We start from the raw sequence: 19,421 nt of genomic DNA on the forward strand, positions 1-19,421 counted from the left end.
GTGGTCGCGGTACCCCCCTCTACCCGGCCGGGCAGAGGGGGGTAACGTTGGGGCACATCGGAACTCAGACCTTCCCCGCAAACCGGTCCGTCGCGCGGATCAGCTTGTCGGTGATGCCGGGTTCGGAGACCGAGTGGCCGGCGCCCTCGACGATCGAAAAATCCGCGTCCGGCCAGACCTTCGACAGCCGCCAGGCATATTTCAGCGGGCAGGGCATGTCGTAGCGCCCGTGCACGATGACGCCCGGAATGCCCTTGAGCTTCACCGCGTCGCGCAGGAGCTGCCCGTCCGTGAGCCAGCCGGCATTCATGAAATAGTGGTTCTCGATGCGGGCGAAGGCGAGTGCGTACATGTCCTCGTCATGGCTGGCGGCGAGCTGCGGGTCGGGCAGCAGCGTGATGGTCGAGCCCTCCCAGACGCTCCAGGCCTTGGCGCAGCGGATCTGCTCGGCCTTATCCGGGCCGGTGAGGCGGCGGTGGTAGGCGGCCATCATCTCGTGGCGTTCCTCTTCCGGAATGGGCGCGACGAAGGCTTCCCACTTGTCCGGGAACATTTCCGAGACGCCGAACTGGTAGTACCAGTCGAGCTCCGGCCGCGTCAGCGTATAGATGCCGCGCACCAGAAGCTCGCTCACCCGTTCGGGATGGGTTTCCGCATAGGCGAGCGCCAGCGTCGAGCCCCACGAGCCGCCGAAGACCTGCCATTTCTCGACGCTCACCATCTCCCGCAGGCGCTCGATATCGGCGACCAGATGCCACGTCGTGTTGGCCTCCAGGCTCGCATGCGGCGTCGAACGGCCGCAGCCGCGCTGGTCGAAGAGCAGCACGTCGTAGAGTTCCGGATCGAAGAGCCGCCGCTGGTTCGGGTTGCAGCCGCCGCCGGGGCCGCCGTGCAGGAAGACGGCGGGCTTGGCGCCTTTCGTGCCGACCCGTTCCCAATAGATCACATGGCCGTCGCCGACATCGAGCCGGCCCGTCTCGTAGGGCTCGATTTCGGGATAGAGCGTGCGGAGAACTTCCGTCATAGATGGAGGCCCTTTGCCGGCCAGTTCTCGGTGTCGTGGTCGGGGTGCTGGAAGGAGATGATCTGCTCCTGCTTGGCGATGTCCTCGGCGCTGTCGCGGATCGGGGCGTCGAAGATCGTCGTCACCCACGGGATATGCGAGGAATAGTTCACCTGGATCTTCGGTGCGAGGTCGTCGCGGTTGTCGAAGGCGCCGATCGCCAGTTCCAGCCCGCCGGGATAGCGGTAGGTGAGCGGCGTGCCGCAGTCCTCGCAGAAGCCGCGGTCGATATTGACGGAGGACTGGAAATATTTGGGCTCGCCGCGGGTCCACTCGACGCCGTCCCTCGGCGCGCTGACGAGCGGCCCGAAGAAGCCGCCGAAGGCCTTCTGGCACATGCGGCAATGGCAGATCGAGGCGCGCCCCAGTTCGCCATGGATGCGGAAGCGCACGGCGCCGCACTGGCAGCCGCCTGTCTTTAGCTTTTCGGTCATTGTCTCTTCTCCTTCTGCCAGTTTTCCGGCGGCCAGGTTTCGGTATCGTGATCGGGATGCTGGTAGGAAACGATGTCGTCCAGGAAAGGGGCGGAATCGATATCGTCCATCGTGTGCCGCCCGGGCAGTTCGTGCAGCCGGTCGACGAAGGGAAGCTTCGCCTCGATGCCGAACTGCACGACCGGCGGCAGCGATGCCGGGTCGTCGAAGCTGCCGGCCGCAAGCCCGATGCCGTCGGCGGCCTCATAGGTCATCGGCGTGCCGCACATCTCGCAAAAGCCGCGTCTCACATGGTTGGACGACTGGAAATACTTGAGGCTTCCGCGCGTCCAGGTGAGTTCCGCTTCGCCGGTCGCCACGAGCGGGGCGTAGTAGGCGCCGAACGCCTTCTGGCACATTCGGCAATGGCAGATGGACGAATCGAGGGGTTCTCCGGCGAGCCGGAAACGGATCGCGCCGCACTGACAGCCGCCGGTTCGGATGATGTCGCTCATGGATGCTCCTCCTGTGGCCAGACTTCCGTATCGTGATCCGGATGTTGGCGATTGCCCGCCGCGACCTTCTTTTCCTCCTCCGGCGTCATGTCCATGGCCGCGTCGTGTTCCAGCCGGTCCAATTCGCCGAACCAGGACATTTTGCGGGCGAGATTGGTCTGCAGCCGGGGCTTCACGCTTTCCGGATCGTCGAGCGAACCGAGCGTGATGCTGATATGGTCGCTCGACCCGTCATAGAAGAGCGGCGTGCCGCATTTTTCGCAAAAACCGCGCCGCACTGTCCCGGAAGACTGGAACCAGGCCGGCTCGCCGCGGGTGAGCCTGAAATTCTCCCACTTCACGCCGGCAAGCGGCATGAAATAATTGCCCGCCGCCTTCTGGCACATGCGGCAATGGCACAGATGCGGAAAGCCGAGCCCGCCTTCCGCAAGGTAGCGCACCGCGCCGCACTGGCACCCGCCGGTATGGATGATGTCGCTCATGGATGCTCCTCCTGTGGCCAGATTAGCCGTGTGCTACCCCCCTCTGTCCTGCCGGACATCTCCCCCACTAGGGGGGGAGATCGGCAAGAGGCACCGGCTTCCCGAAACTGTAATGCCAGTCTGCGCCGCTTCGGCAATCACAAACGTGAACTGGAGGCGAGGCTTCGCTGCAATCCGATCTCCCCCCTTGTGGGGGAGATGCCCGGCAGGGCAGAGGGGGGTGCGTGCAACGGAGAAAGCCATGCCATTCATGATCGCCTAAGCCTCTCCGGCAATTGTCAGAATATGCAGACAGACATTGTCGATGTCTTTCAAAACATCATCGTTCCAGAAGCGCAGGACCGTCCAGCCATCCTGTTCGAGGCGCCGGGTCCGATCCGTGTCATAACGAAGATCGGCATCGTTGCCGTGCTGCGCTCCGTCGATTTCCACGATCAGGCGATGGGTAGGGCAGGCAAAATCGGCGATGTAACCGGCGATCGGCATCTGGCGGCGGAAGCTCAGCCCCATCAACCGGTGGGCGCGAAGCGCGTTCCAAAGCTTCAGCTCAGCATCGGTCAGGCTCTTGCGCATGCGCTTCGCATTGGCACGCCGTTGCGGCGGGACCGGTGCGTGCGGCATTCGACCCTCCTTGAGATGACCTGCCCGGACTATACCCCCCTCTGCCCTGCCGGGCATCTCCCCCACAAGGGGGGAGATCGGATAGTAGCCGAGCTTCGCCTCCAATTCATGTTTGAGATTGCCGAAGCGGCGCAGACCGACATTAATGTTTCGGGAAGCCGGTGCGGCTTGCCGATCTCCCCCCTTGAGGGGGAGATGCCCGGCAGGGCAGAGGGGGGTGGATGCAAGTGCCGCAACGGCGTCCATCCTACCTCTTCACCTCCCAGGTGGTGACGCGTTCGCCGGTTGCGGGGTCCTTGCCGTCCTTGAGCTGGATTCCCTTTTCCGCAAGCTCGTTGCGGATCTTGTCGGCCTCGGCGAAATTCTTCGCTTTCAGGAGTTCGATCCGCATGGCGACCAGCGCGTCGACGGCTGACGCAAGCGCCTCGTCGATTTCCGTCTTCTGCGGCAGCACGCCGAGGAGGTTGGCGCTGGCGGCAAAGACCGGCAATAGCGCCTTGTCGGAGTGAGCCTCCTGCGCCAGCGCATGCAGAGCCTGCACGGCCGCGACCGTGTTGAGATCGTCCGAAAGCGCCTCCAGGACGGTGTCGCAGGGGCTCGCATCGGAGGGGTCCGCCGCCGGCCATTTGGAGAGGAGCCGCTCCGCCTCTTCCAAACGTTTCATGGAAAAGTCGATCGGCTCGCGGTAATGCGTCATCAGCATTGCGAGCCTCAGCACATCGCCCGGCCACTTGCGTCCGCCGAAGGTTTCCGTGTGCAGGAGATCGTAGATGGTGATGAAATTGCCTTCCGACTTCGACATCTTGCGGCCTTCGACCTGCACGAAGCCGTTGTGCATCCAGACATTCGCCATCACCTCCGTGCCGTGGGCGCAGCGCGACTGGGCGATCTCGTTCTCGTGGTGCGGGAAGATGAGGTCGAGCCCGCCGCCATGGATGTCGAAGACCTCGCCGAGATAGCGCCCGCTCATCGCCGAGCATTCGATATGCCAGCCCGGCCGGCCGCGGCCCCAGGGGCTTTCCCAGCCGGGCTCGTTGTGGCTCGACAGTTTCCAGAGCACGAAGTCGCCGGGGCTCTTCTTGTGCGCGTCGACCGCGACGCGGGCGCCCGCCTGCTGCTCGTCCAGCGGGCGTTTGGAAAGCCGGCCGTAGTCGCGCATGGATTTCGTGTCGAACAGCACTTCGCCGCCCGCCAGATAGGCATGGCCGCGGGCGATCAGCTTGTCGATGATGCCGATCATCTGTTCGATATTGTCGGTGGCGCGCGGCTCGACTGTCGGCTCCAGGCAGCCGAGTTCGGCCACATCGGCGTGGAACTGGCGCTCGGTCTTTTCGGTGACGGCGCGGATCGCCTCGTTGAGCGGCAGGCCGGGATGATCGCGCAGCGCCCGGGCGTTGATCTTGTCGTCCACATCCGTGATGTTGCGGGCATAGGTGACGTGGTTTTCGCCATAGACATGCCTGAGCAGCCGGAAGAGCACGTCGAAGACGATCACGGGCCGCGCGTTGCCGATATGAGCGTAGTCGTAGACCGTCGGGCCGCAGACATACATGCGCACGTTCTGACGGTCGATCGGTTTGAACTCCGCCTTTTCGCGGGTCAGCGTATTGTAGAGCTTGAGCGAAAAGCTCATCGAAAAATCTCCCGACAGCAGGCGCCCGGCCGGACCGGGTCGTTTGTCTTCAAGGCTTTTCGAGAGACGAAAACGGCCGGGCCAGCGGATACGCTAGCGAATAATGATCCCACAAATGGAAATCGCCGTTTTCATGGGCGAGGTTATGGCGCGCAGGGAGGGTTTGGTCAAGGGGGCAGATCAGCCATACCTGCGATCAACGACATCATGCCGATCTACATCAACGAGTTCGAACGAAGAGCCTTCTCCTCGCAGCACAATTCTATATTTGCCCCGGTCCGGTCTTATCGTCCGGTAGTCGCTTCCCTTGAGCTTTTCGAAATGCAGTCCCGGATGCCTTGGGTTTTCGACAAACAATCTCAATGCCTTTTGGACTAACTCCTTCGCGTCCTCCGGAAGAGCCTTATAGGCGCGGGTAAACCGGGGAGTGGCGGTAAGTTTCAAGCTTACTCGCCTCAGGAGTTCAGAAAAGCGATCAGATCATCAGCCTTGTCAAAAGCAGGACCGCCGCGAGCATCCGGGTCATGGTCCCATATGACACGGGACAAGCGATCTTTCATATCCTGAAAAAGCCTGACCCGTTCCAATGCCAGTTCGCGATATCTCTTTTCGATATGTTTCGCGACCCTCTTATGAGACACCGAACCGTGGGCGTAGATAAAATCAAGTCCTTCGCGAAGCTCTGCTCCAACATTGAGAGTAGCTATCGCGTTGTCAATTCTTTCATCGATCACTTCCCAAACAGGAGCCAATTCAGAGATAAGCTCACGCACGTGCTCCTCATTACCTGCAGCACTCGCACGTGCTAGAATGTCTTCCAGTTGCGAGATGAGCAAGAGCATATTGCTACGCCGTTTCGCCATATCCAGGTTGTAAGCTTTTGTTTGCCTGCTGAAGGAAGAGAGCGCATCGCCCTTGTTGTCGTTTGCAAATCTGGGCAGATCGAATTGCGGCATAGCAGGCCATTGCGCCACTACACCTTCAATTTCCTTTTTCAGTGCCACATTTGCCATGGTTTGCCTCACGCTACCAATTTAAATGTAACGCCTCTAAATTGAAGATTAAAGAGGCGATTTTTCCGACAGTACAGATTTCAATTCGATCACTCAGGCGCCTTGAAATCCACGAACCTGTTCTCGCGCACCACGAACAGGCGGCCGCTGTCCTTCAGCTCGGGGGAGGCAAGGAAGAGGATTTTCTCGGCCACTTCGGAAGGATGCGGCAGGGTCTCGGGGTCTTCGCCGGGCATCGCTTGGGCGCGCATGGCCGTGCGGGTGGCGCCGGGGTTGACGATGTTGACCTTGAGCGGCGTGTGGCTGGTCTCGGCCGCCCAGATGCGGGCCATGTTCTCCACCGCCGCCTTGGAGATCGCATAGGCGCCCCAGAAGGCCGGCGCCTTGCTGGCGACGCCCGAAGACATGATCAGCGCCCGGCCGGCATCGGAACGGACCAGCAGCGGCTCGACCGAGCGGATCAGCCGCCAGGTGGCCGTCACGTTGGTCAGCATCACCTTCTCGAACACCTTCGCTTCGATATGGCCGAGCGGCGAGATGACGCCCAAGATGCCGGCGTTGGCGACGAGGATGTCGAGCTTGCCCCAGCGCTCGAAGATCGAGGCGCCGAGCCGGTCGATCGCGGCCATGTCGGTAAGGTCGAAGGGGACGAGGGTGGCGGTGCCGCCGGCGGCCTTGATCGCGTCGTCGAGCTCTTCGAGGCCGCCTACCGTGCGGGCGGTGGCGATCACATGCGCGCCGGTCCGCGCCAGCTCCAATGCCGTGAAATAGCCGATGCCCCGCGACGCGCCGGTGACCAGCGCGATCCTGCCCTTCAAATCGATATTCATCTGCTCACCTCGGGGTCTCACGGCATAAAAAAGAAGGCTACGTCGCCGCGCCTTGAGACTGCCGACAAACCGCCACCAGGTTCGCGCGTCATCCTCGGCCTTGTGCCGAGGATCTGCACGATCAACGGCTTGGATGCTCGGGACAGGCCCGAGCATGACGACGGAAAGGTTGCTGGCCTGTCAACAAACTGAAGGCTGCGTTCGCAGCCTTCTAAAGCGTTTGCCGCCGAATGCAACCGATCCTGCCGCCTCAGCCGTTGCTGGCGAGAACCGAAACCTTCCGCCCCATCGTCTCGCCGTCCTTGTCGAGCAGGCGGGTGGGATAGTCGCCGGTGAAGTAATGGTCGGTGAACTGCGGCCGGGCGTCGTTGCGGTCCTCGCCGCCGACGGCGCGGTAGAGGCCGTTGAGCGACAGGAATTCCAAGGAATCCGCGCCGATATACCGGCACATCGCCTCCAGGCTGTCGTACTGGTTGGCGAGCAGCTTTTCGCGGTCCGGCGTGTCGATGCCGTAGAAATCCGGATAGTAGATCATCGGGCTTGCGACGCGCAGGTGGACTTCCCTGGCGCCGGCGTCGCGGATCATCCGCACGATCTTCAGCGACGTGGTGCCGCGCACGACCGAATCGTCGACCAGCACGACGCGCTTGCCCTCGATCATCGCCCGGTTGGCGGAATGCTTGAGCTTGACGCCGAAGGCGCGGATCTGCTGCGTCGGCTCGATGAAGGTGCGGCCGACATAATGGTTGCGGATGATGCCGTATTCGAACGGGATGCCGCTTTCCTGCGCGTAGCCGAGCGCGGCGGGCGTGCCGCCGTCCGGGACCGGCACGACGACATCGGCTTCGACCGGCGCTTCCTTGGCGAGGTTGATGCCCATGTTCTTGCGCGCCACATAGACGCTGCGGCCGCCGACGACGGAATCCGGCCGGGCGAAATAGACGTATTCGAACAGGCAGAGGCGTTGCGGCTGGCCGTTGCCGGCCTTGCGGGCGTCGATGGTGATCGAGCCGTCCGGCTGGACCTCGCAGATGATGACCTCGCCGTTCTCCACGTCGCGGATGAACTTCGCGCCGATGATGTCGAGCGCGCAGGTTTCCGAGCAGAAGATCGGCTTGCCGTCGAGCTCGCCCATGACGAGCGGCCGGATGCCGGTGGGGTCGCGGGCGGCGATCAGCTTGGTGCGGGTCATGGCGAGCATGGAATAGCCGCCCTCCATCTGCCGGATCGCGTCGATGAACCGGTCGGCGGTCGAGGCATAGCGGGAGCGGGCGATGAGATGCAGCACCACTTCCGTATCGGACGTCGACTGACAGATGGCGCCGCCGGCGATCAGTTGCCGGCGCAGCGTCAGCCCGTTGGTGAAATTGCCGTTATGGGCGATCGCGATGCCGCCGACCTCGAGTTCGGCGAAGAGCGGCTGCACGTTGCGGAGCGCCACTTCGCCGGTCGTCGAATAACGGTTATGGCCGATGGCGATGTTGCCGGGGAGTTTCGCGAGCGTCGCGGGGTCGGTGTAGTGGTCGCCGACGAGGCCCATGCGGCGTTCCGAATGAAAGCGCAGCCCGTCGAAGGAGACGATGCCGGCCGCCTCCTGGCCGCGATGCTGGAGCGCGTGCAGGCCGAGCGCCGTCAGCGTCGCCGCGTCGGGATGCCCCAGGATTCCGAAGACGCCGCATTCCTCGCGAAGCGTATCGCCATCCCATTCGTGGACGCTTCTGCCGTCAAACGTCTCGGAAACCGGCTCGCTCATCTTGGCCCCTTATCCCTTTCGGAAAAATGGAAAGGCCGGCCGGGGAATTTCTCCCCGAAACCCAGCCCGTTCTTCGCTTGAACTCGAATGTTACCACAAATGGTGACGTTTCGCGCTGCATCAAGCGCAAGATAACGTCAATTATTTGTTGAAGGCGCATCTTCCGCCGGCGGCTGATCCTGTCCGGCGGCGCCATCGGCGGGCGCTTCCTCGCGGCCCATGATGCGGGCGCGGATCTGCGGCTCGATATCGTCGGGCAGCACCGCTTCCAGCCGCGCGACCAGCGTGTCGAGGAAAGGCTTCGATTTTGCCTGCGTCACCCAGGCCGGCTGCGCGTTGGCGGCCACCAGCCAGTTCCAGAACGCCACGGCCACGACGAGCAGCAGGATGCCTCGGGCCGCGCCGAACAGAAAGCCGAGCGTGCGGTCGAGCGCGCCGACGCGGCTGTCGATGATGAAATCCGCGATGCGCGTCGTGATGAAGGAGATGACGATCAGCGCGATCAGGAAGATGATGCCGGCGGAGGCGGCGATCGCGATGCGGTCGTCGGCCGTGTAGTTCCTCGCGTAGGGAAGCAGCAGCGGATAGAGATAATAGGCGGCGGCAACCGAGCCCACCCAGCTTGCGATCGACAGCACCTCCCGCGAAAAACCGCGAACCATGGCAAGCACGGCGGAAAACAGCGTCACGCCGATGACGATACCGTCGAAAATCGTGATGGGCATATATGAACTACTCCGAACTGATCGACTTCGCGACAGCGCCCCGCCGTCTCGCAGCCGTCATACAACAGCGGACCTGTTAACGGAAGATCAATCATCTTCCGGGGCTTGCGGCATGTGGATGAATGTCCGGCAGCCCGGTTGCCCTTCGTCCGTTCTGCCGCCCCGGCGCTCAATCCTCTTCCATGGCCGGCCTGAGCCGGTTCGAGGAACCCGCAATGCGCGAGACGAGGTCCGGCAGGTCGTCGATCTCGGTCCAGCGCCCGTTCCCGCCCTTCGGCACTTCGGCCGAGCTTGCGGGCAGCATGGCGCCTGAAAACCCGAGTTTCTCGGCCTCCTTGAGGCGTTGCGCCGTCTGCGAAACCGGCCGCACGGCGCCCGAGAGGCTGATTTCTCCGAAATAGACGCAATCGGCGGGGAGCGCCAGGCCGGCGAGCGAGGAGACCAGCGCCGAGGCGACGGCAAGGTCCGCCGCCGGCTCCGAGATGCGGTAGCCGCCCGCCACGTTGAGATAGACGTCGTGCTGGCCGAGCCTGACGCCGCAATGGGCCTCCAGCACCGCGAGAATCATGGAAAGCCGCGAGGAATCCCAGCCGACCACGGCGCGGCGCGGCGTGCCGAGCGAGGTCGGCGCCACCAGCGCCTGGACTTCCACCAGCACCGGCCGCGTGCCCTCCATGCCGGCGAAGACGGCGGCCCCCGGCGCCTTGGCATTGCGCTCGCCGAGGAAAAGTTCGGAGGGATTGGAGACTTCGCGAAGCCCCTTGTCGGACATTTCGAAGACGCCGATCTCGTCGGTCGGGCCGAATCGGTTCTTGACGGTGCGCAGGATGCGGTAGTGATGGCCGCGGTCGCCCTCGAAATAGAGGACGGCGTCGACCATGTGTTCGACCACGCGCGGACCGGCGATCTGGCCCTCCTTGGTGACATGGCCGACGAGCACCATGGCGGCACCCGTCTGCTTGGCGAAGCGGATCATCGCCTGCACGCCGGTGCGCACCTGGGTGACGGTGCCGGGGGCCGAATCGGCCGTGTCGCTCCACAGCGTCTGGATCGAATCGATGATGACGAGGTCCGGCCGCTTGCCGTCGGAAACGGTGGCGAGGATATCCTCGACATTGGTTTCGGCGGCGAGCAGCACGTCCGTGTCGGCGGCACCCAGGCGCTGGGCGCGCAGCCTCACCTGCGCCACCGCCTCTTCGCCGGAAACGTAGATGATCCGGTGGCCGCGGCGGGAAAGGGCGGCGGCGGCCTGCATCAACAGCGTCGACTTGCCGATGCCGGGATCGCCGCCGACGAGCACGGCCGAGCCGCGCACGAAGCCGCCGCCGGTCGCCCGGTCAAGTTCGGAAATGCCGGTATGGATGCGCGGCGCCTGCTCGGTCTCGCCGGAAAGCGTGGTGAGCGCCACCGCGCGGCCCTTTTTCGGCACGCGGCCCGGACCGCCGCCGATGCCGCCCATCGGGTCTTCCTCGACGATCGTGTTCCACTCGCCGCAGCCGTCGCATTTGCCGGCCCAGCGGCTGTGCACCGTGCCGCAGTTCTGGCACACGAATTGGGTTTTTGCTTTTGCCATGGGGTCAGGTCAGTTTTCGTCTGTCTTGAAATCGTCTGGAGAGACATCCTGGTGGCCGTGCAGGACACCGAGAATGCGTACCGTCGTCTTGGTCGTTCGAAAGTAGATGCAACGTCGGCGATAAGGCAGCGCCTTCAAACCTGGCGAAAGTTCATCGCGCGGAGCGCCGGGAAAACCGCTCAACGCAATCCATTCCATCTTTTGGACAAGGTCACGAACAAAACGTGAGGCAGCCACCGGGTCTTCGGCTGCGATATAAAGGAAGATGTTGAGGAGGTCTTGATCGGCGAGGGGAGAGTAGGTCAGCTTTTTCTGTTTAATAGCTGCATCCCCCGTTCGATAACAGAATCGGCAAGGGCGTCGGCCGTGGTGAAGGTAAGATACTCCCCCCGTTCGAACTGCGCGTCCGCTTCGGCGATCATCTGCTTCAGCAACTCATTCTCGCTTCCAAGGCGGCTCAACCCCGCGGCAACGACTTCATCGGCATCCTTGTAGGCCCCGGCCTTCACCTGCTCCTCGATGAAAGCCTTGTGCTTGTCGCTGAGATGGATCTCGGTCATTTCGATCTCCTTTTGTTCTCTTGTAGCATGGTCGATCGTGGCTTCCAAGAGGGGCGCTCAGCCATCGGGATAGACATACCGCCGTTCGTAGCGCAGTCCGAGACCGGTCAGCAGCTCGTAGCCGATCGTGCCGGCGGCGCGTGCCACCTCGTCGAGCGGCATGTCGGGGCCGAAGAGTTCGATATAGTCGCCGGCGCGGATGTCGGATGGCGGAACGTCGGTGACGTCGAAGATCGTCAGGTCCATGGTGATCCGACCGACGGCCGGCACCCTGCGGCCGGCGACGAAGCCGCAGGCGCCCGGCGTGCCGCCGGCCCTGAGCGGCACGCCCGAGCCGGAGAGCGAACGGAGATAGCCGTCCGCATAGCCGGCCGCGGCGACGGCGAGCCGGCTGTTGCGCGACAGTTGGTGCGTGGCGCCGTAGCTGACGGTGCTGCCCTCATCGGCCTCGCGGATCTGGACGATGCGTGCCTCCGCCTTTGCGACGGGCTTGAGCGGCTTCATGCCGTGCACGGACTCGCCGCCATAGAGCGCGATGCCGGGCCGGGTGAGGTCGAAGTGGTATTCCGGGCCGAGGAAGATTCCCGCGGATGCCGAAAGGCTTGATTCGATACCTTCGAAAGCCTCCGCAACCCTCCGGAAAGATTCGAGCTGCTGCCTGTTGAGGGGCGAGGAGGGCGTGTCGCCGCTGTGGAGATGCGAGAGCACCAGCACCGGCGAGAAGCTCGCCGGCCGCGAGACGTCGCCGGCAAAGGCGATCGCGTCCTTGAGCGGAATGCCGAGCCGGTTGAAGCCGGTATCCACGTGCAGGGCGCAGGGGTGGTCGCCATGCTCCGACACGACCGACATCCAGAAGGCGAGCTGCTCCTCGGAGGCGAGCACCGGCACGAGATCGTTCTCGAAGAACAGAGGCTCCTGGCCCGGCCAGATGCCGGCGAGCACATAGATGCGGGCGTCCGGCGCATAGGCGCGCAGCGTCACCCCTTCCTGCGCGACGGCGACGAAGAAATCCCGCGCGCCGGCTTCGTAAAGCGCCGTGCCGCAATCTTCGAGCCCGAGGCCGTAGGCATCCGCCTTGACGACCGCCGACGCCCGCGCGCTTCCCGAACGCCGCGCCATCTCCCGCCAGTTGTCGGCGAGCGCTCCGAGATCGACCGTCAGGCGCACAGGCGCAATGTCGAAATCGTCGGGAGGGGAAAGTTCGGTCTCGAAATCGGTCATTTCTGCTCGTCGCGCATGAGGGATGTTCCGGCGATCCTACCGGTTTCGAAGGCGGGAAAAAGACCGCTGCGTGAAAATCCCTCGCGCTGCACAATCTTTTGGGAGGCGATGTTCCGGGGAGGCTCTCCCCGGCCTTGCGAGGCTGAATCATCCTGTTCCCACTCGACGCCGGTGCACAGGGAGTTTCGCAAATCTGTCACACCGGCTGGATAGAAGCTGCGGATGGCGCGCGGCCGGTCAGGGTGACACGGCTGCCGCGCCTCTTCTTTTTATCGGATGGGGCCGATGCAGAACAATCCGGCAACTGTGATCGAGGGTGCGACGGTGGTTTTCTGTGACCGTCTGGAGCGAGCCTCCGTCCGCGTCGAGGACGGCCGGATCACGGCGATCGACGGCGCGCGAGACGGGGCGGATGTCATCGACGGCCGCGGTCATATCCTCGCGCCGGCTTTCGTGGATATCCATGGCGACGCCTTCGAGCGGCAGATCATGCCGCGGCCCGGCACCATGCTCCCGGTCGCCGCCGCCCTGCTCGACACGGACCGCCAGCTTGCGGCCAACGGCATCGCGACGGCCTATCATGCCCTGACGCTGAGCTGGGAGCCGGGGCTCAGATCGGTGGAAAACGGCCGCGCCGTCGTTTCCGCCCTCAATGCGCTCGCCCCGCGGCTGACGGTGGACAACCGCGTGCAGCTGCGCTGGGAAACCTTCTGCTTCGAAGCCGTCGGCCTGATCCGCGAGGCGCTTTCCGGTCCGCGCCTGCCCTCGATCGCCTTCAACGATCATACGTCGATGGTGATGCTCGATCCCTCCGTGCCGTTGCAGGAGCGGCCGTTCGATCTCGATCCGGCCTTCCCGGCGGTCGATCCGGAAACCCCCGCTTTCGCCGCGAAGATGGCGGAACGGGCCAAGCGGGCGAAGGTCCCGGTGCCGGACATGGTCTCGCTCGTCCGCGACATGTGGGAACGCAGGCCGCAGGTGCCCGGAGCGATCGAGGAAGTGGCGGCGCTCGGCCGGGCCGCCGGCGCCCCGATGCTCTCGCACGACGACAGCCAGATCAAGACGCGCGATTTCTTCCGCGCCCGCGGCGCGCGGATCAGCGAGTTCCCGATGAACAGGCGGGTGGCACGTGCCGCGCGCGATGCCGGCGATTTCATCGTCTTCGGCGCCCCGAACGCGGCGCGCGGCGGCAGTCATCTGGATTCGGTCGCAGCAGCCGACATGATCCGCGACGGCCTCTGCGACATCCTCGCCTCGGATTATTACTACCCGGCGATGCTGCTCGGCCTGGCGCGGCTGAAGGCCGACGGCGTCGGGCCGCTTCATGCGCTCTGGCCTCTCGTGTCGGGCAATCCGGCGCGCGCCCTGAGCCTGAGCGACCGCGGTGTGATCGAAGCCGGCAAGCAGGCCGACCTCGTGCTGGTCGAGTGGCCGGAAGGCGCCGCGCCGGCGGTACGGCGCACATGGGTCGCCGGCCGGGAGGCCTATCGCGCAGCGCCCGCGGGGCACTGAGGGGATCCCGGCGTACCGGACGGCCGCAGCCGCCCGGAACCGGCAACGGTTGGAAGCCGCCTGAAATCAGGCTACGCTCCGCAGGTCGAAATCCGCGTGGATGATCTCATAGGGCACGTGGATGCGGCCGTCCTCGTTGATTTTTACCAGTCCCCATTCGATCAGCACCGCCGTGTCCTCATGGACGCGCTTCACATCGCGGGAAAGGGCATGAGCCAAGGCGCGATAGGTGGAGGGGCCAAGGCCCTGCAGGGTTTCGATCAGCGTCCACCGCTTCGGTGTCAGCACCGTAAAGAGCTGTTCGGGAGAGGAGAAACTGAAGACGTGGGCCTGCGGCTCGCCGCTTTTCCAAGCCTCGGCGAAGCCTTTGGCGGCCTGCTGAAGTACAGCCTCGTCGTCCTTCTGGATTCGAATCGTGGCGGTGGTCATCGGCGCTGTCTCCTTACACGCACATCGGCAAGAAAATCCCGGATCAGAGCGTCAACAGTCGAAAAGGTATAGCTCTCTTCGTGGTCGTTAAGATGCCGGTGATCGCCTTTGCCTCTTTCATTGTCGTAGCCGACGATCCGCCGTCCTTCGTAACCGTAGAACAGGCTGTATTTGTAGGCGTGCTGACTACCCAATACGGGATGCGGAACCTTCCAGACGACCATCTCGACGATGGCACCGTCCGATAGCACGCTTTTCGAGCGGTAAAGCAATTCCGCCTTCATGTTGGCGATCATGCCAACATGAAGGCGGTCTGTCAAATCGAACCGATCTCAATGCTCTTCGTATTGCGTGAAGCTCGGATCGGCCAGATCGGCGAAGCGGGTATATTCCGACTGGAAGGCGAGCTTCACCGTGCCGGTCGGTCCGTGGCGCTGCTTGGCGATGATGACGTCCGCCGTGCCCTTCACCTTGTCCATATGCGCTTCCCATTCCGGGTATTTCGGATCGGAAATATCGCGCGGCTCCATGTTCTTCACGTAATATTCCTCGCGGAACACGAAGAGCACCACGTCGGCGTCCTGCTCGATCGAGCCCGATTCGCGCAGGTCGGAAAGCTGCGGGCGCTTGTCCTCGCGGCTTTCCACCTGGCGCGAGAGCTGCGAGAGTGCGATGATCGGCACGTTCAGCTCCTTGCCGAGCGCCTTCAGGCCCGTGGTGATCTGGGTGATTTCCTGCACGCGGTTTTCGCCCGCCTTGCCGGCGCCGGTCATGAGCTGGATATAGTCGACCACCAGGCAGTCTAGGCCGCGCTGGCGCTTCAGGCGCCTTGCGCGAGCGGAGAGCTGGGCGATCGAGATGCCGCCGGTCTGGTCGATGAAGAGCGGCACCTTCTGCATCATCTGGCTGCAGGCGACGAGCTTCTCGAAGTCGGCCTCGGTGATGTCGCCGCGGCGGATTTTCGACGACGAGACCTCCGTCTGCTCAGAGATGATGCGGGTGGCGAGCTGTTCGGCCGACATTTCGAGCGAATAGAAGCCGACGACGCCGCCGTTCTTCGCCTTGAACGTACCGTCCGGATTGACGTCCTGTTCGTAAGCGGCCGCGATATTGTAGGCGATGTTGGTGGCGAGCGAGGTCTTGCCCATGCCGGGACGGCCGGCAAGCACGATCAGGTCGGAGCGCTGCAGCCCGCCCATCTTGGCGTCCAGCGACATGATGCCGGTCGAGATGCCGGAGAGATGCCCGTCGCGCTCGAAGGCCGCCCCCGCCATGTCGATCGCCAGCGCCACCGCATCGTTGAACGACTGGAAGCCGCCGTCGTAGCGGCCGTTCTCGGCAAGCTCGAAGAGGCGGCGCTCGGTATCCTCGATCTGCGTCTGCGGCGGCATGTCGAGCGGCGCGTCATAGGCGATGTTGACCATGTCCTCGCCGATGGTGATCAGCGCGCGCCTGAGCGCCAGGTCGTAGATCGCCCGGCCGTAGTCCTCGGCGTTGATGATCGACACGGCCTCGGCCGCGAGACGGGCGAGATACTGCGCCACCGTCAGGTCGCCGACCTTCTCCTCGGTCGGCAGGAAGGTCTTGATCGTCACCGGATTGGCGGTCTTGCCCATGCGGATGATATCGCCGGCGACCTCGAAGATTTTCCGGTGCAGGGGCTCGTAGAGATGGACGGGCTTTAAAAAATCCGAGACGCGGTAATAGGCGTCGTTGTTGACGAGGATAGCGCCCAAGAGCGCCTGTTCGGCCTCGATATTGTTCGGAGCTTCGCGGTAATGAGGTTCGGCCGGCTGGAGATTGGCGAGCTTGCGCACGGCGTCGTTCATGGTCTTTTTATCCGTCCCTGTCCGTCAAGGTTTTCGGTTGTAGATGCTCGGGGCTCGGGGCGATACGCGCAAAAGCGATTCCCACAGCAATCCACAGAGCCGCTCGCAGCAGAAAACAAAAAACGCTGTGAAACGGTAAAACCGATTGACTGCGACGGGCGCCGAATCGCCCGAGCCAACCGCCATTCTATACCGAAACGGACAAAAAAACGCCCGGACCTTGCGGGGCCGGGCGTTTTTGAATGATCTGTCGCGGGCGATCAGGCTTCGTCTTCTTCCTCGCGGGCGGCTTCCGGATCGAAGAAGTCTTCCGGACGCAGGGCATCTTCGTCCACGCCGTAGATGGCGTCGACGGAGGTGAGGCTTTCGCCCTTGGCCTGGCGCTCGGCTTCTTCCGGCGAACGGGCGACGTTCACGTCGACCGAGATCTCGACTTCCGAATGCAGGTGCAGCGTGACCTTGTGGATGCCGATCTCCTTGATCGGGTGGTTGAGATCGACCTGGTTGCGGCCGATGTTGAAGCCTTCGGCGGCGAGCGTCTCGACGATGTCACGGGCGGCGACCGAGCCGTAGAGCTGGCCGGTTTCGCCGGCGGCGCGGACGATGACGAAGGACTTGCCGTCGAGCACTTCGGCGATCTTCTGGGCTTCGCCCTTGCGCTCCAGGTTGCGGGCCTCGAGCGTGGCGCGCTCGGTTTCGAAACGCTTCTTGTTGGCTTCGTTGGCGCGCAGCGCCTTGCCCTGCGGCAGCAGGAAGTTGCGGGCGAAACCGTCGCGAACCTTCACGACTTCGCCCATCTGGCCGAGCTTCGGCACGCGTTCGAGCAGGATGACTTGCATGGTTGGATTTCCTTTCTAAGTCTCAATTCTTGTTTTCATCGGGATTGATCGGCGCCTTGACCGGGGTGAGCGCGATCGTCCGCCGCGTGTCGGACAGGCCGAGCACGAGGATGGCGATCGCCGGCAGGAGGAGCATCGAAGCGAGGTAGCAGAGGACGAGGACCGGCACGCGCCAATCCTTGCCCTGGCTGCGGAAATGGATGGAGGCGAAACCCGCCATCAGGAAACCGGCGCCGAACGTGCCGCAGATCACCGCGCCGATCAGCGCCGGAACGCCGCCCAGGAAGGTGAGCAGGATGCCGGCGAGGAAGATGAAGATGGCATGCCGGTTCATGCGCAGCGCCGACGGCATGTCCTCGCGCGGGCGAAGCGCCCGGCCGGAGCGGGAGACGATGCGCACGGCGATGTAGAAGGCGGCAAACAGCAGCATGACCCAGATGCCGCCCTGCACCAGCGGCAGCATCAGCACGAGCATCGCCTTGGTCTGTTCCATGCCGGCCGGGTCCGGCGTGAAGGCGGGTTCCTGGGTCTTGAGCGCCTCGGTCATGGCGTCGACCATCTGCCCGGTGAGCTCCGGTCCGTAGCCGATGACGACGCCGAGCGCGATGACCGCGACCGTGACGAGGCCGCAGAGATGCAGCAGGATGTCCGAGATCGGATACCAGGCCATCAGGTTGTCCGGTCCGCCGAGCTCGGAGGCGGGACGCGCCAGGTTGGCGAGGTGGCTGAGCCAGCCCGCCGGGATCAGCGTGAAGACCGCCATGGCGAGCGCGAAGAGTGGCGAGACGAGGAGAGCGCCGAGCACGGCCGCCGTCACGATGCCGACGACGGCGGCGCGGTTGCCCCAGCCGAGGCCCGCGACCAGGATCGGCAGCGCGGAGGCGGCATAAAGCATGGACGCGAAAGACGACTGCGCGTTCGCACCCAGCACGAGCAGGGTGGCGGCAATGCCGGCGAGGATGCCGGTGGGCAGCACGGTCTGATACTTGTTCGTCACGGTCTCGCTGTCCTGCCAATTCAAGCAGTTAGGGGAGGGTACCTGAATCTTCTTCTCAGGTCCTTCGTCCCCAACATGGGATTTAGGGTTTCCGATCCGCGCCCATCGCGGAAGGGAGGTCCGACTCTTGAATTCCTAATCCAAGGGTCGGTTGGTTTGTTGGCAAACCTTGCCTCTTACTCGGCGTCATCCTCGGCCTTGTGCCGAGGATCTGCATTCCTCGATAAAATCTTATCGTTGCAGATGCTCGGGACAAGCCCGAGCATGACGGAGGAGCGTGTGGCGGCTTTGCCGGCAGTCTGTCCAACCCTCGGATCAGGAATCCGAAGGCTGATATTTCATATCACGCCAGGACGTAGGGCAGCAGGCCGAGGAAGCGGGCGCGCTTGATCGCCTGGGCGAGTTCGCGCTGCTTCTTCTGGGAAACGGCCGTGATGCGGGACGGAACGATCTTGCCGCGCTCGGAAATGTAGCGCTGCAGGAGGCGTACGTCCTTGTAGTCGATCCGCGGCGCATTGGCGCCCGAGAACGGGCAGGTCTTGCGGCGGCGGTGGAACGGACGGCGTGCCGGAGCGGAGGATACGTCAGCCATTGTCTTTTCTCCTTCTAGCTCAGGTTACGCACGGTCTTCGCGCGGAGCGCGGTCCGGGCGGGGACCACGATCGCCGAAGCCGCCTTCACGCGGAGGACGGTCGCCGAATTCGCGGCGCGGCGGGCGGTCGCCGAAGTCGCGGCGCGGGCCACGGTCGTCGCCGTCGCGGCGCGGACGGTCGTCGCGGTCGCGCTTCTGCATCATCGCGGACGGGCCTTCCTCGTGCTTCTCGACGGCGATCGTCATGTAGCGCAGGACGTCTTCGTTGATGCGCATCTGGCGTTCCATCTCGTGCACGGCCGGAGCCGGCGCGTCGATGTCCATCAGGGCGTAGTGAGCCTTGCGGTTCTTCTTGATGCGGTAGGTGAGGGACTTGAGACCCCAGTTTTCTACGCGCCCGACCTTGCCACCGTTCGCTTCGATGACGCCCTTGTACTGTTCGACGAGGGCATCAACCTGCTGCGGCGACATATCCTGCCGGGCAAGGAATACGTGTTCGTAAAGAGCCATGTAAGCTTTGCCTTTTCTTGCGGTTGTCTTGACCCGGACCTCGGCGGCTAAGCCTCAACGACTGCTCCTGAGAGGCTTTGGAAAGCCAAGCAAGAAAAGTTGTTTGATCGAGACGGTCGAGAGCGGAGACACGGGAGGCTTGGACCCTTTGGTCCCTGCGGTCCGCTTTCGCGAACCTGCCCTCCGTTCAGCCACCAGCCAGAAGACCGGGTGTTTCGAACAGCGCGCTTATACGGATTTTTGGAAAGAAGGCAAGGGGGCGCCGACACATCGTTTGCAGCATCTTCCTGCGGTGTCAGGTTCTTGCGGTG

Annotated in this window: 22 protein-coding genes; 1 reads left to right on the plus strand and 21 read right to left on the minus strand. The window is 63.6% G+C overall.

Features of this window, described 5'->3' with window-relative positions; genetic code table 11:
• Window positions 1–64: 64 nt before the first annotated feature.
• The 14 genes from pip to alr all read right to left on the minus strand — a co-directional run bounded on the left by pip (window position 65) and on the right by alr (window position 12,402).
• Window positions 65–1,024 (minus strand): prolyl aminopeptidase, encoded by a 960-nt coding sequence (gene pip, locus ACMGE0_RS06970; protein ID WP_436815150.1) that lies wholly within the window; start codon window positions 1,022–1,024, stop codon window positions 65–67.
• Entirely contained in the window at window positions 1,021–1,497 is a 477-nt protein-coding gene (locus ACMGE0_RS06975; protein ID WP_436815151.1) for a GFA family protein, read from the minus strand. The genes pip and ACMGE0_RS06975 overlap by 4 nt, the downstream gene beginning before the upstream one ends.
• Window positions 1,494–1,991: a GFA family protein gene (locus ACMGE0_RS06980; protein WP_436815152.1), complete on the minus strand. Its 498-nt coding sequence runs from the start codon at window positions 1,989–1,991 to the stop codon at window positions 1,494–1,496. Before ACMGE0_RS06980 ends, ACMGE0_RS06975 begins: the two co-directional genes overlap by 4 nt.
• The gene (locus ACMGE0_RS06985; protein ID WP_436815153.1) at window positions 1,988–2,473 is read right to left on the minus strand and encodes a GFA family protein; all 486 of its coding nucleotides are present in this window, start codon (window positions 2,471–2,473) and stop codon (window positions 1,988–1,990) included. The genes ACMGE0_RS06980 and ACMGE0_RS06985 overlap by 4 nt, the downstream gene beginning before the upstream one ends.
• 258 nt (window positions 2,474–2,731) lie before the next feature.
• On the minus strand, window positions 2,732–3,094 hold the full coding sequence (locus ACMGE0_RS06990) for an endonuclease domain-containing protein (RefSeq protein WP_436815504.1): 363 nt from the start codon (window positions 3,092–3,094) through the stop codon (window positions 2,732–2,734).
• A gap of 247 nt (window positions 3,095–3,341) precedes the next feature.
• Window positions 3,342–4,727, minus strand: a complete 1,386-nt coding sequence (gene cysS / locus ACMGE0_RS06995) for a cysteine--tRNA ligase (RefSeq protein ID WP_436815154.1) — start codon at window positions 4,725–4,727, stop codon at window positions 3,342–3,344.
• A gap of 455 nt (window positions 4,728–5,182) precedes the next feature.
• Entirely contained in the window at window positions 5,183–5,740 is a 558-nt protein-coding gene (locus tag ACMGE0_RS07000; RefSeq protein WP_436815155.1) for a hypothetical protein, read from the minus strand.
• Between the two features lie 89 nt (window positions 5,741–5,829).
• Entirely contained in the window at window positions 5,830–6,570 is a 741-nt protein-coding gene (locus tag ACMGE0_RS07005) for an SDR family NAD(P)-dependent oxidoreductase (RefSeq protein ID WP_436815156.1), read from the minus strand.
• Between the two features lie 250 nt (window positions 6,571–6,820).
• Window positions 6,821–8,323 carry an amidophosphoribosyltransferase gene (purF, locus tag ACMGE0_RS07010; RefSeq protein WP_436815157.1) on the minus strand — a complete coding sequence of 501 codons (1,503 nt, stop codon included), beginning with the start codon at window positions 8,321–8,323 and terminating at the stop codon, window positions 6,821–6,823.
• Between the two features lie 137 nt (window positions 8,324–8,460).
• Window positions 8,461–9,048 carry a CvpA family protein gene (locus ACMGE0_RS07015; protein ID WP_436815158.1) on the minus strand — a complete coding sequence of 196 codons (588 nt, stop codon included), beginning with the start codon at window positions 9,046–9,048 and terminating at the stop codon, window positions 8,461–8,463.
• A gap of 169 nt (window positions 9,049–9,217) precedes the next feature.
• On the minus strand, window positions 9,218–10,621 hold the full coding sequence (gene radA / locus ACMGE0_RS07020) for a DNA repair protein RadA (protein ID WP_436815159.1): 1,404 nt from the start codon (window positions 10,619–10,621) through the stop codon (window positions 9,218–9,220).
• 9 nt (window positions 10,622–10,630) lie between these two features.
• The gene (locus tag ACMGE0_RS07025) at window positions 10,631–10,942 is read right to left on the minus strand and encodes a type II toxin-antitoxin system RelE/ParE family toxin (RefSeq protein WP_436815505.1); all 312 of its coding nucleotides are present in this window, start codon (window positions 10,940–10,942) and stop codon (window positions 10,631–10,633) included.
• Window positions 10,924–11,181: a ribbon-helix-helix domain-containing protein gene (locus ACMGE0_RS07030; protein ID WP_436815160.1), complete on the minus strand. Its 258-nt coding sequence runs from the start codon at window positions 11,179–11,181 to the stop codon at window positions 10,924–10,926. Before ACMGE0_RS07030 ends, ACMGE0_RS07025 begins: the two co-directional genes overlap by 19 nt.
• A 57-nt stretch (window positions 11,182–11,238) precedes the next feature.
• Window positions 11,239–12,402 carry an alanine racemase gene (alr, locus tag ACMGE0_RS07035; RefSeq protein WP_436815161.1) on the minus strand — a complete coding sequence of 388 codons (1,164 nt, stop codon included), beginning with the start codon at window positions 12,400–12,402 and terminating at the stop codon, window positions 11,239–11,241.
• Between the two features lie 285 nt (window positions 12,403–12,687).
• Between alr and ACMGE0_RS07040 the strand changes: the two genes are divergently transcribed.
• Window positions 12,688–13,914, plus strand: coding sequence for an alpha-D-ribose 1-methylphosphonate 5-triphosphate diphosphatase (locus tag ACMGE0_RS07040; protein ID WP_436815162.1), 1,227 nt, complete (start codon window positions 12,688–12,690; stop codon window positions 13,912–13,914).
• A gap of 66 nt (window positions 13,915–13,980) precedes the next feature.
• Here the strand turns inward: ACMGE0_RS07040 and ACMGE0_RS07045 are convergent, their stop codons facing one another.
• From ACMGE0_RS07045 to rpsF, 7 genes are all read right to left on the minus strand, one after another.
• Entirely contained in the window at window positions 13,981–14,343 is a 363-nt protein-coding gene (locus ACMGE0_RS07045) for an HVO_A0114 family putative DNA-binding protein (protein WP_436815163.1), read from the minus strand.
• On the minus strand, window positions 14,340–14,627 hold the full coding sequence (locus ACMGE0_RS07050; RefSeq protein WP_436815164.1) for a toxin-antitoxin system TumE family protein: 288 nt from the start codon (window positions 14,625–14,627) through the stop codon (window positions 14,340–14,342). Before ACMGE0_RS07050 ends, ACMGE0_RS07045 begins: the two co-directional genes overlap by 4 nt.
• A 48-nt stretch (window positions 14,628–14,675) precedes the next feature.
• The gene (locus ACMGE0_RS07055) at window positions 14,676–16,172 is read right to left on the minus strand and encodes a replicative DNA helicase (protein ID WP_436815165.1); all 1,497 of its coding nucleotides are present in this window, start codon (window positions 16,170–16,172) and stop codon (window positions 14,676–14,678) included.
• A gap of 260 nt (window positions 16,173–16,432) precedes the next feature.
• The gene (gene rplI, locus ACMGE0_RS07060) at window positions 16,433–17,011 is read right to left on the minus strand and encodes a 50S ribosomal protein L9 (protein WP_436815166.1); all 579 of its coding nucleotides are present in this window, start codon (window positions 17,009–17,011) and stop codon (window positions 16,433–16,435) included.
• A gap of 22 nt (window positions 17,012–17,033) precedes the next feature.
• Window positions 17,034–18,008, minus strand: coding sequence for a DUF2232 domain-containing protein (locus ACMGE0_RS07065; RefSeq protein ID WP_436815167.1), 975 nt, complete (start codon window positions 18,006–18,008; stop codon window positions 17,034–17,036).
• Window positions 18,009–18,351: 343 nt separating this feature from the next.
• Window positions 18,352–18,600 (minus strand): 30S ribosomal protein S18, encoded by a 249-nt coding sequence (rpsR, locus tag ACMGE0_RS07070; protein ID WP_436815168.1) that lies wholly within the window; start codon window positions 18,598–18,600, stop codon window positions 18,352–18,354.
• Between the two features lie 24 nt (window positions 18,601–18,624).
• Window positions 18,625–19,110 (minus strand): 30S ribosomal protein S6, encoded by a 486-nt coding sequence (rpsF, locus tag ACMGE0_RS07075; protein WP_436815169.1) that lies wholly within the window; start codon window positions 19,108–19,110, stop codon window positions 18,625–18,627.
• Between the last annotated feature and the right edge of the window lie 311 nt (window positions 19,111–19,421).

The organism is Neorhizobium descurainiae, from assembly GCF_051400715.1.
Lineage (GTDB): Bacteria > Pseudomonadota > Alphaproteobacteria > Rhizobiales > Rhizobiaceae > Neorhizobium.

What these genes read in the sequence shown, in the direction of transcription:
- pip (WP_436815150.1), bottom strand. Translation starts at nt 1,024, where the DNA reads ATGACGGAAGTTCTCCGCACGCTCTATCCCGAAATCGAGCCCTACGAG.
- ACMGE0_RS06975 (WP_436815151.1), bottom strand. Translation starts at nt 1,497, where the DNA reads ATGACCGAAAAGCTAAAGACAGGCGGCTGCCAGTGCGGCGCCGTGCGC.
- ACMGE0_RS06980 (WP_436815152.1), bottom strand. Translation starts at nt 1,991, where the DNA reads ATGAGCGACATCATCCGAACCGGCGGCTGTCAGTGCGGCGCGATCCGT.
- ACMGE0_RS06985 (WP_436815153.1), bottom strand. Translation starts at nt 2,473, where the DNA reads ATGAGCGACATCATCCATACCGGCGGGTGCCAGTGCGGCGCGGTGCGC.
- ACMGE0_RS06990 (WP_436815504.1), bottom strand. Translation starts at nt 3,094, where the DNA reads ATGCCGCACGCACCGGTCCCGCCGCAACGGCGTGCCAATGCGAAGCGC.
- cysS (WP_436815154.1), bottom strand. Translation starts at nt 4,727, where the DNA reads ATGAGCTTTTCGCTCAAGCTCTACAATACGCTGACCCGCGAAAAGGCG.
- ACMGE0_RS07000 (WP_436815155.1), bottom strand. Translation starts at nt 5,740, where the DNA reads ATGGCAAATGTGGCACTGAAAAAGGAAATTGAAGGTGTAGTGGCGCAA.
- ACMGE0_RS07005 (WP_436815156.1), bottom strand. Translation starts at nt 6,570, where the DNA reads ATGAATATCGATTTGAAGGGCAGGATCGCGCTGGTCACCGGCGCGTCG.
- purF (WP_436815157.1), bottom strand. Translation starts at nt 8,323, where the DNA reads ATGAGCGAGCCGGTTTCCGAGACGTTTGACGGCAGAAGCGTCCACGAA.
- ACMGE0_RS07015 (WP_436815158.1), bottom strand. Translation starts at nt 9,048, where the DNA reads ATGCCCATCACGATTTTCGACGGTATCGTCATCGGCGTGACGCTGTTT.
- radA (WP_436815159.1), bottom strand. Translation starts at nt 10,621, where the DNA reads ATGGCAAAAGCAAAAACCCAATTCGTGTGCCAGAACTGCGGCACGGTG.
- ACMGE0_RS07030 (WP_436815160.1), bottom strand. Translation starts at nt 11,181, where the DNA reads ATGACCGAGATCCATCTCAGCGACAAGCACAAGGCTTTCATCGAGGAG.
- alr (WP_436815161.1), bottom strand. Translation starts at nt 12,402, where the DNA reads ATGACCGATTTCGAGACCGAACTTTCCCCTCCCGACGATTTCGACATT.
- ACMGE0_RS07040 (WP_436815162.1), top strand. Translation starts at nt 12,688, where the DNA reads ATGCAGAACAATCCGGCAACTGTGATCGAGGGTGCGACGGTGGTTTTC.
- ACMGE0_RS07045 (WP_436815163.1), bottom strand. Translation starts at nt 14,343, where the DNA reads ATGACCACCGCCACGATTCGAATCCAGAAGGACGACGAGGCTGTACTT.
- ACMGE0_RS07050 (WP_436815164.1), bottom strand. Translation starts at nt 14,627, where the DNA reads ATGAAGGCGGAATTGCTTTACCGCTCGAAAAGCGTGCTATCGGACGGT.
- ACMGE0_RS07055 (WP_436815165.1), bottom strand. Translation starts at nt 16,172, where the DNA reads ATGAACGACGCCGTGCGCAAGCTCGCCAATCTCCAGCCGGCCGAACCT.
- rplI (WP_436815166.1), bottom strand. Translation starts at nt 17,011, where the DNA reads ATGCAAGTCATCCTGCTCGAACGCGTGCCGAAGCTCGGCCAGATGGGC.
- rpsR (WP_436815168.1), bottom strand. Translation starts at nt 18,600, where the DNA reads ATGGCTGACGTATCCTCCGCTCCGGCACGCCGTCCGTTCCACCGCCGC.
- rpsF (WP_436815169.1), bottom strand. Translation starts at nt 19,110, where the DNA reads ATGGCTCTTTACGAACACGTATTCCTTGCCCGGCAGGATATGTCGCCG.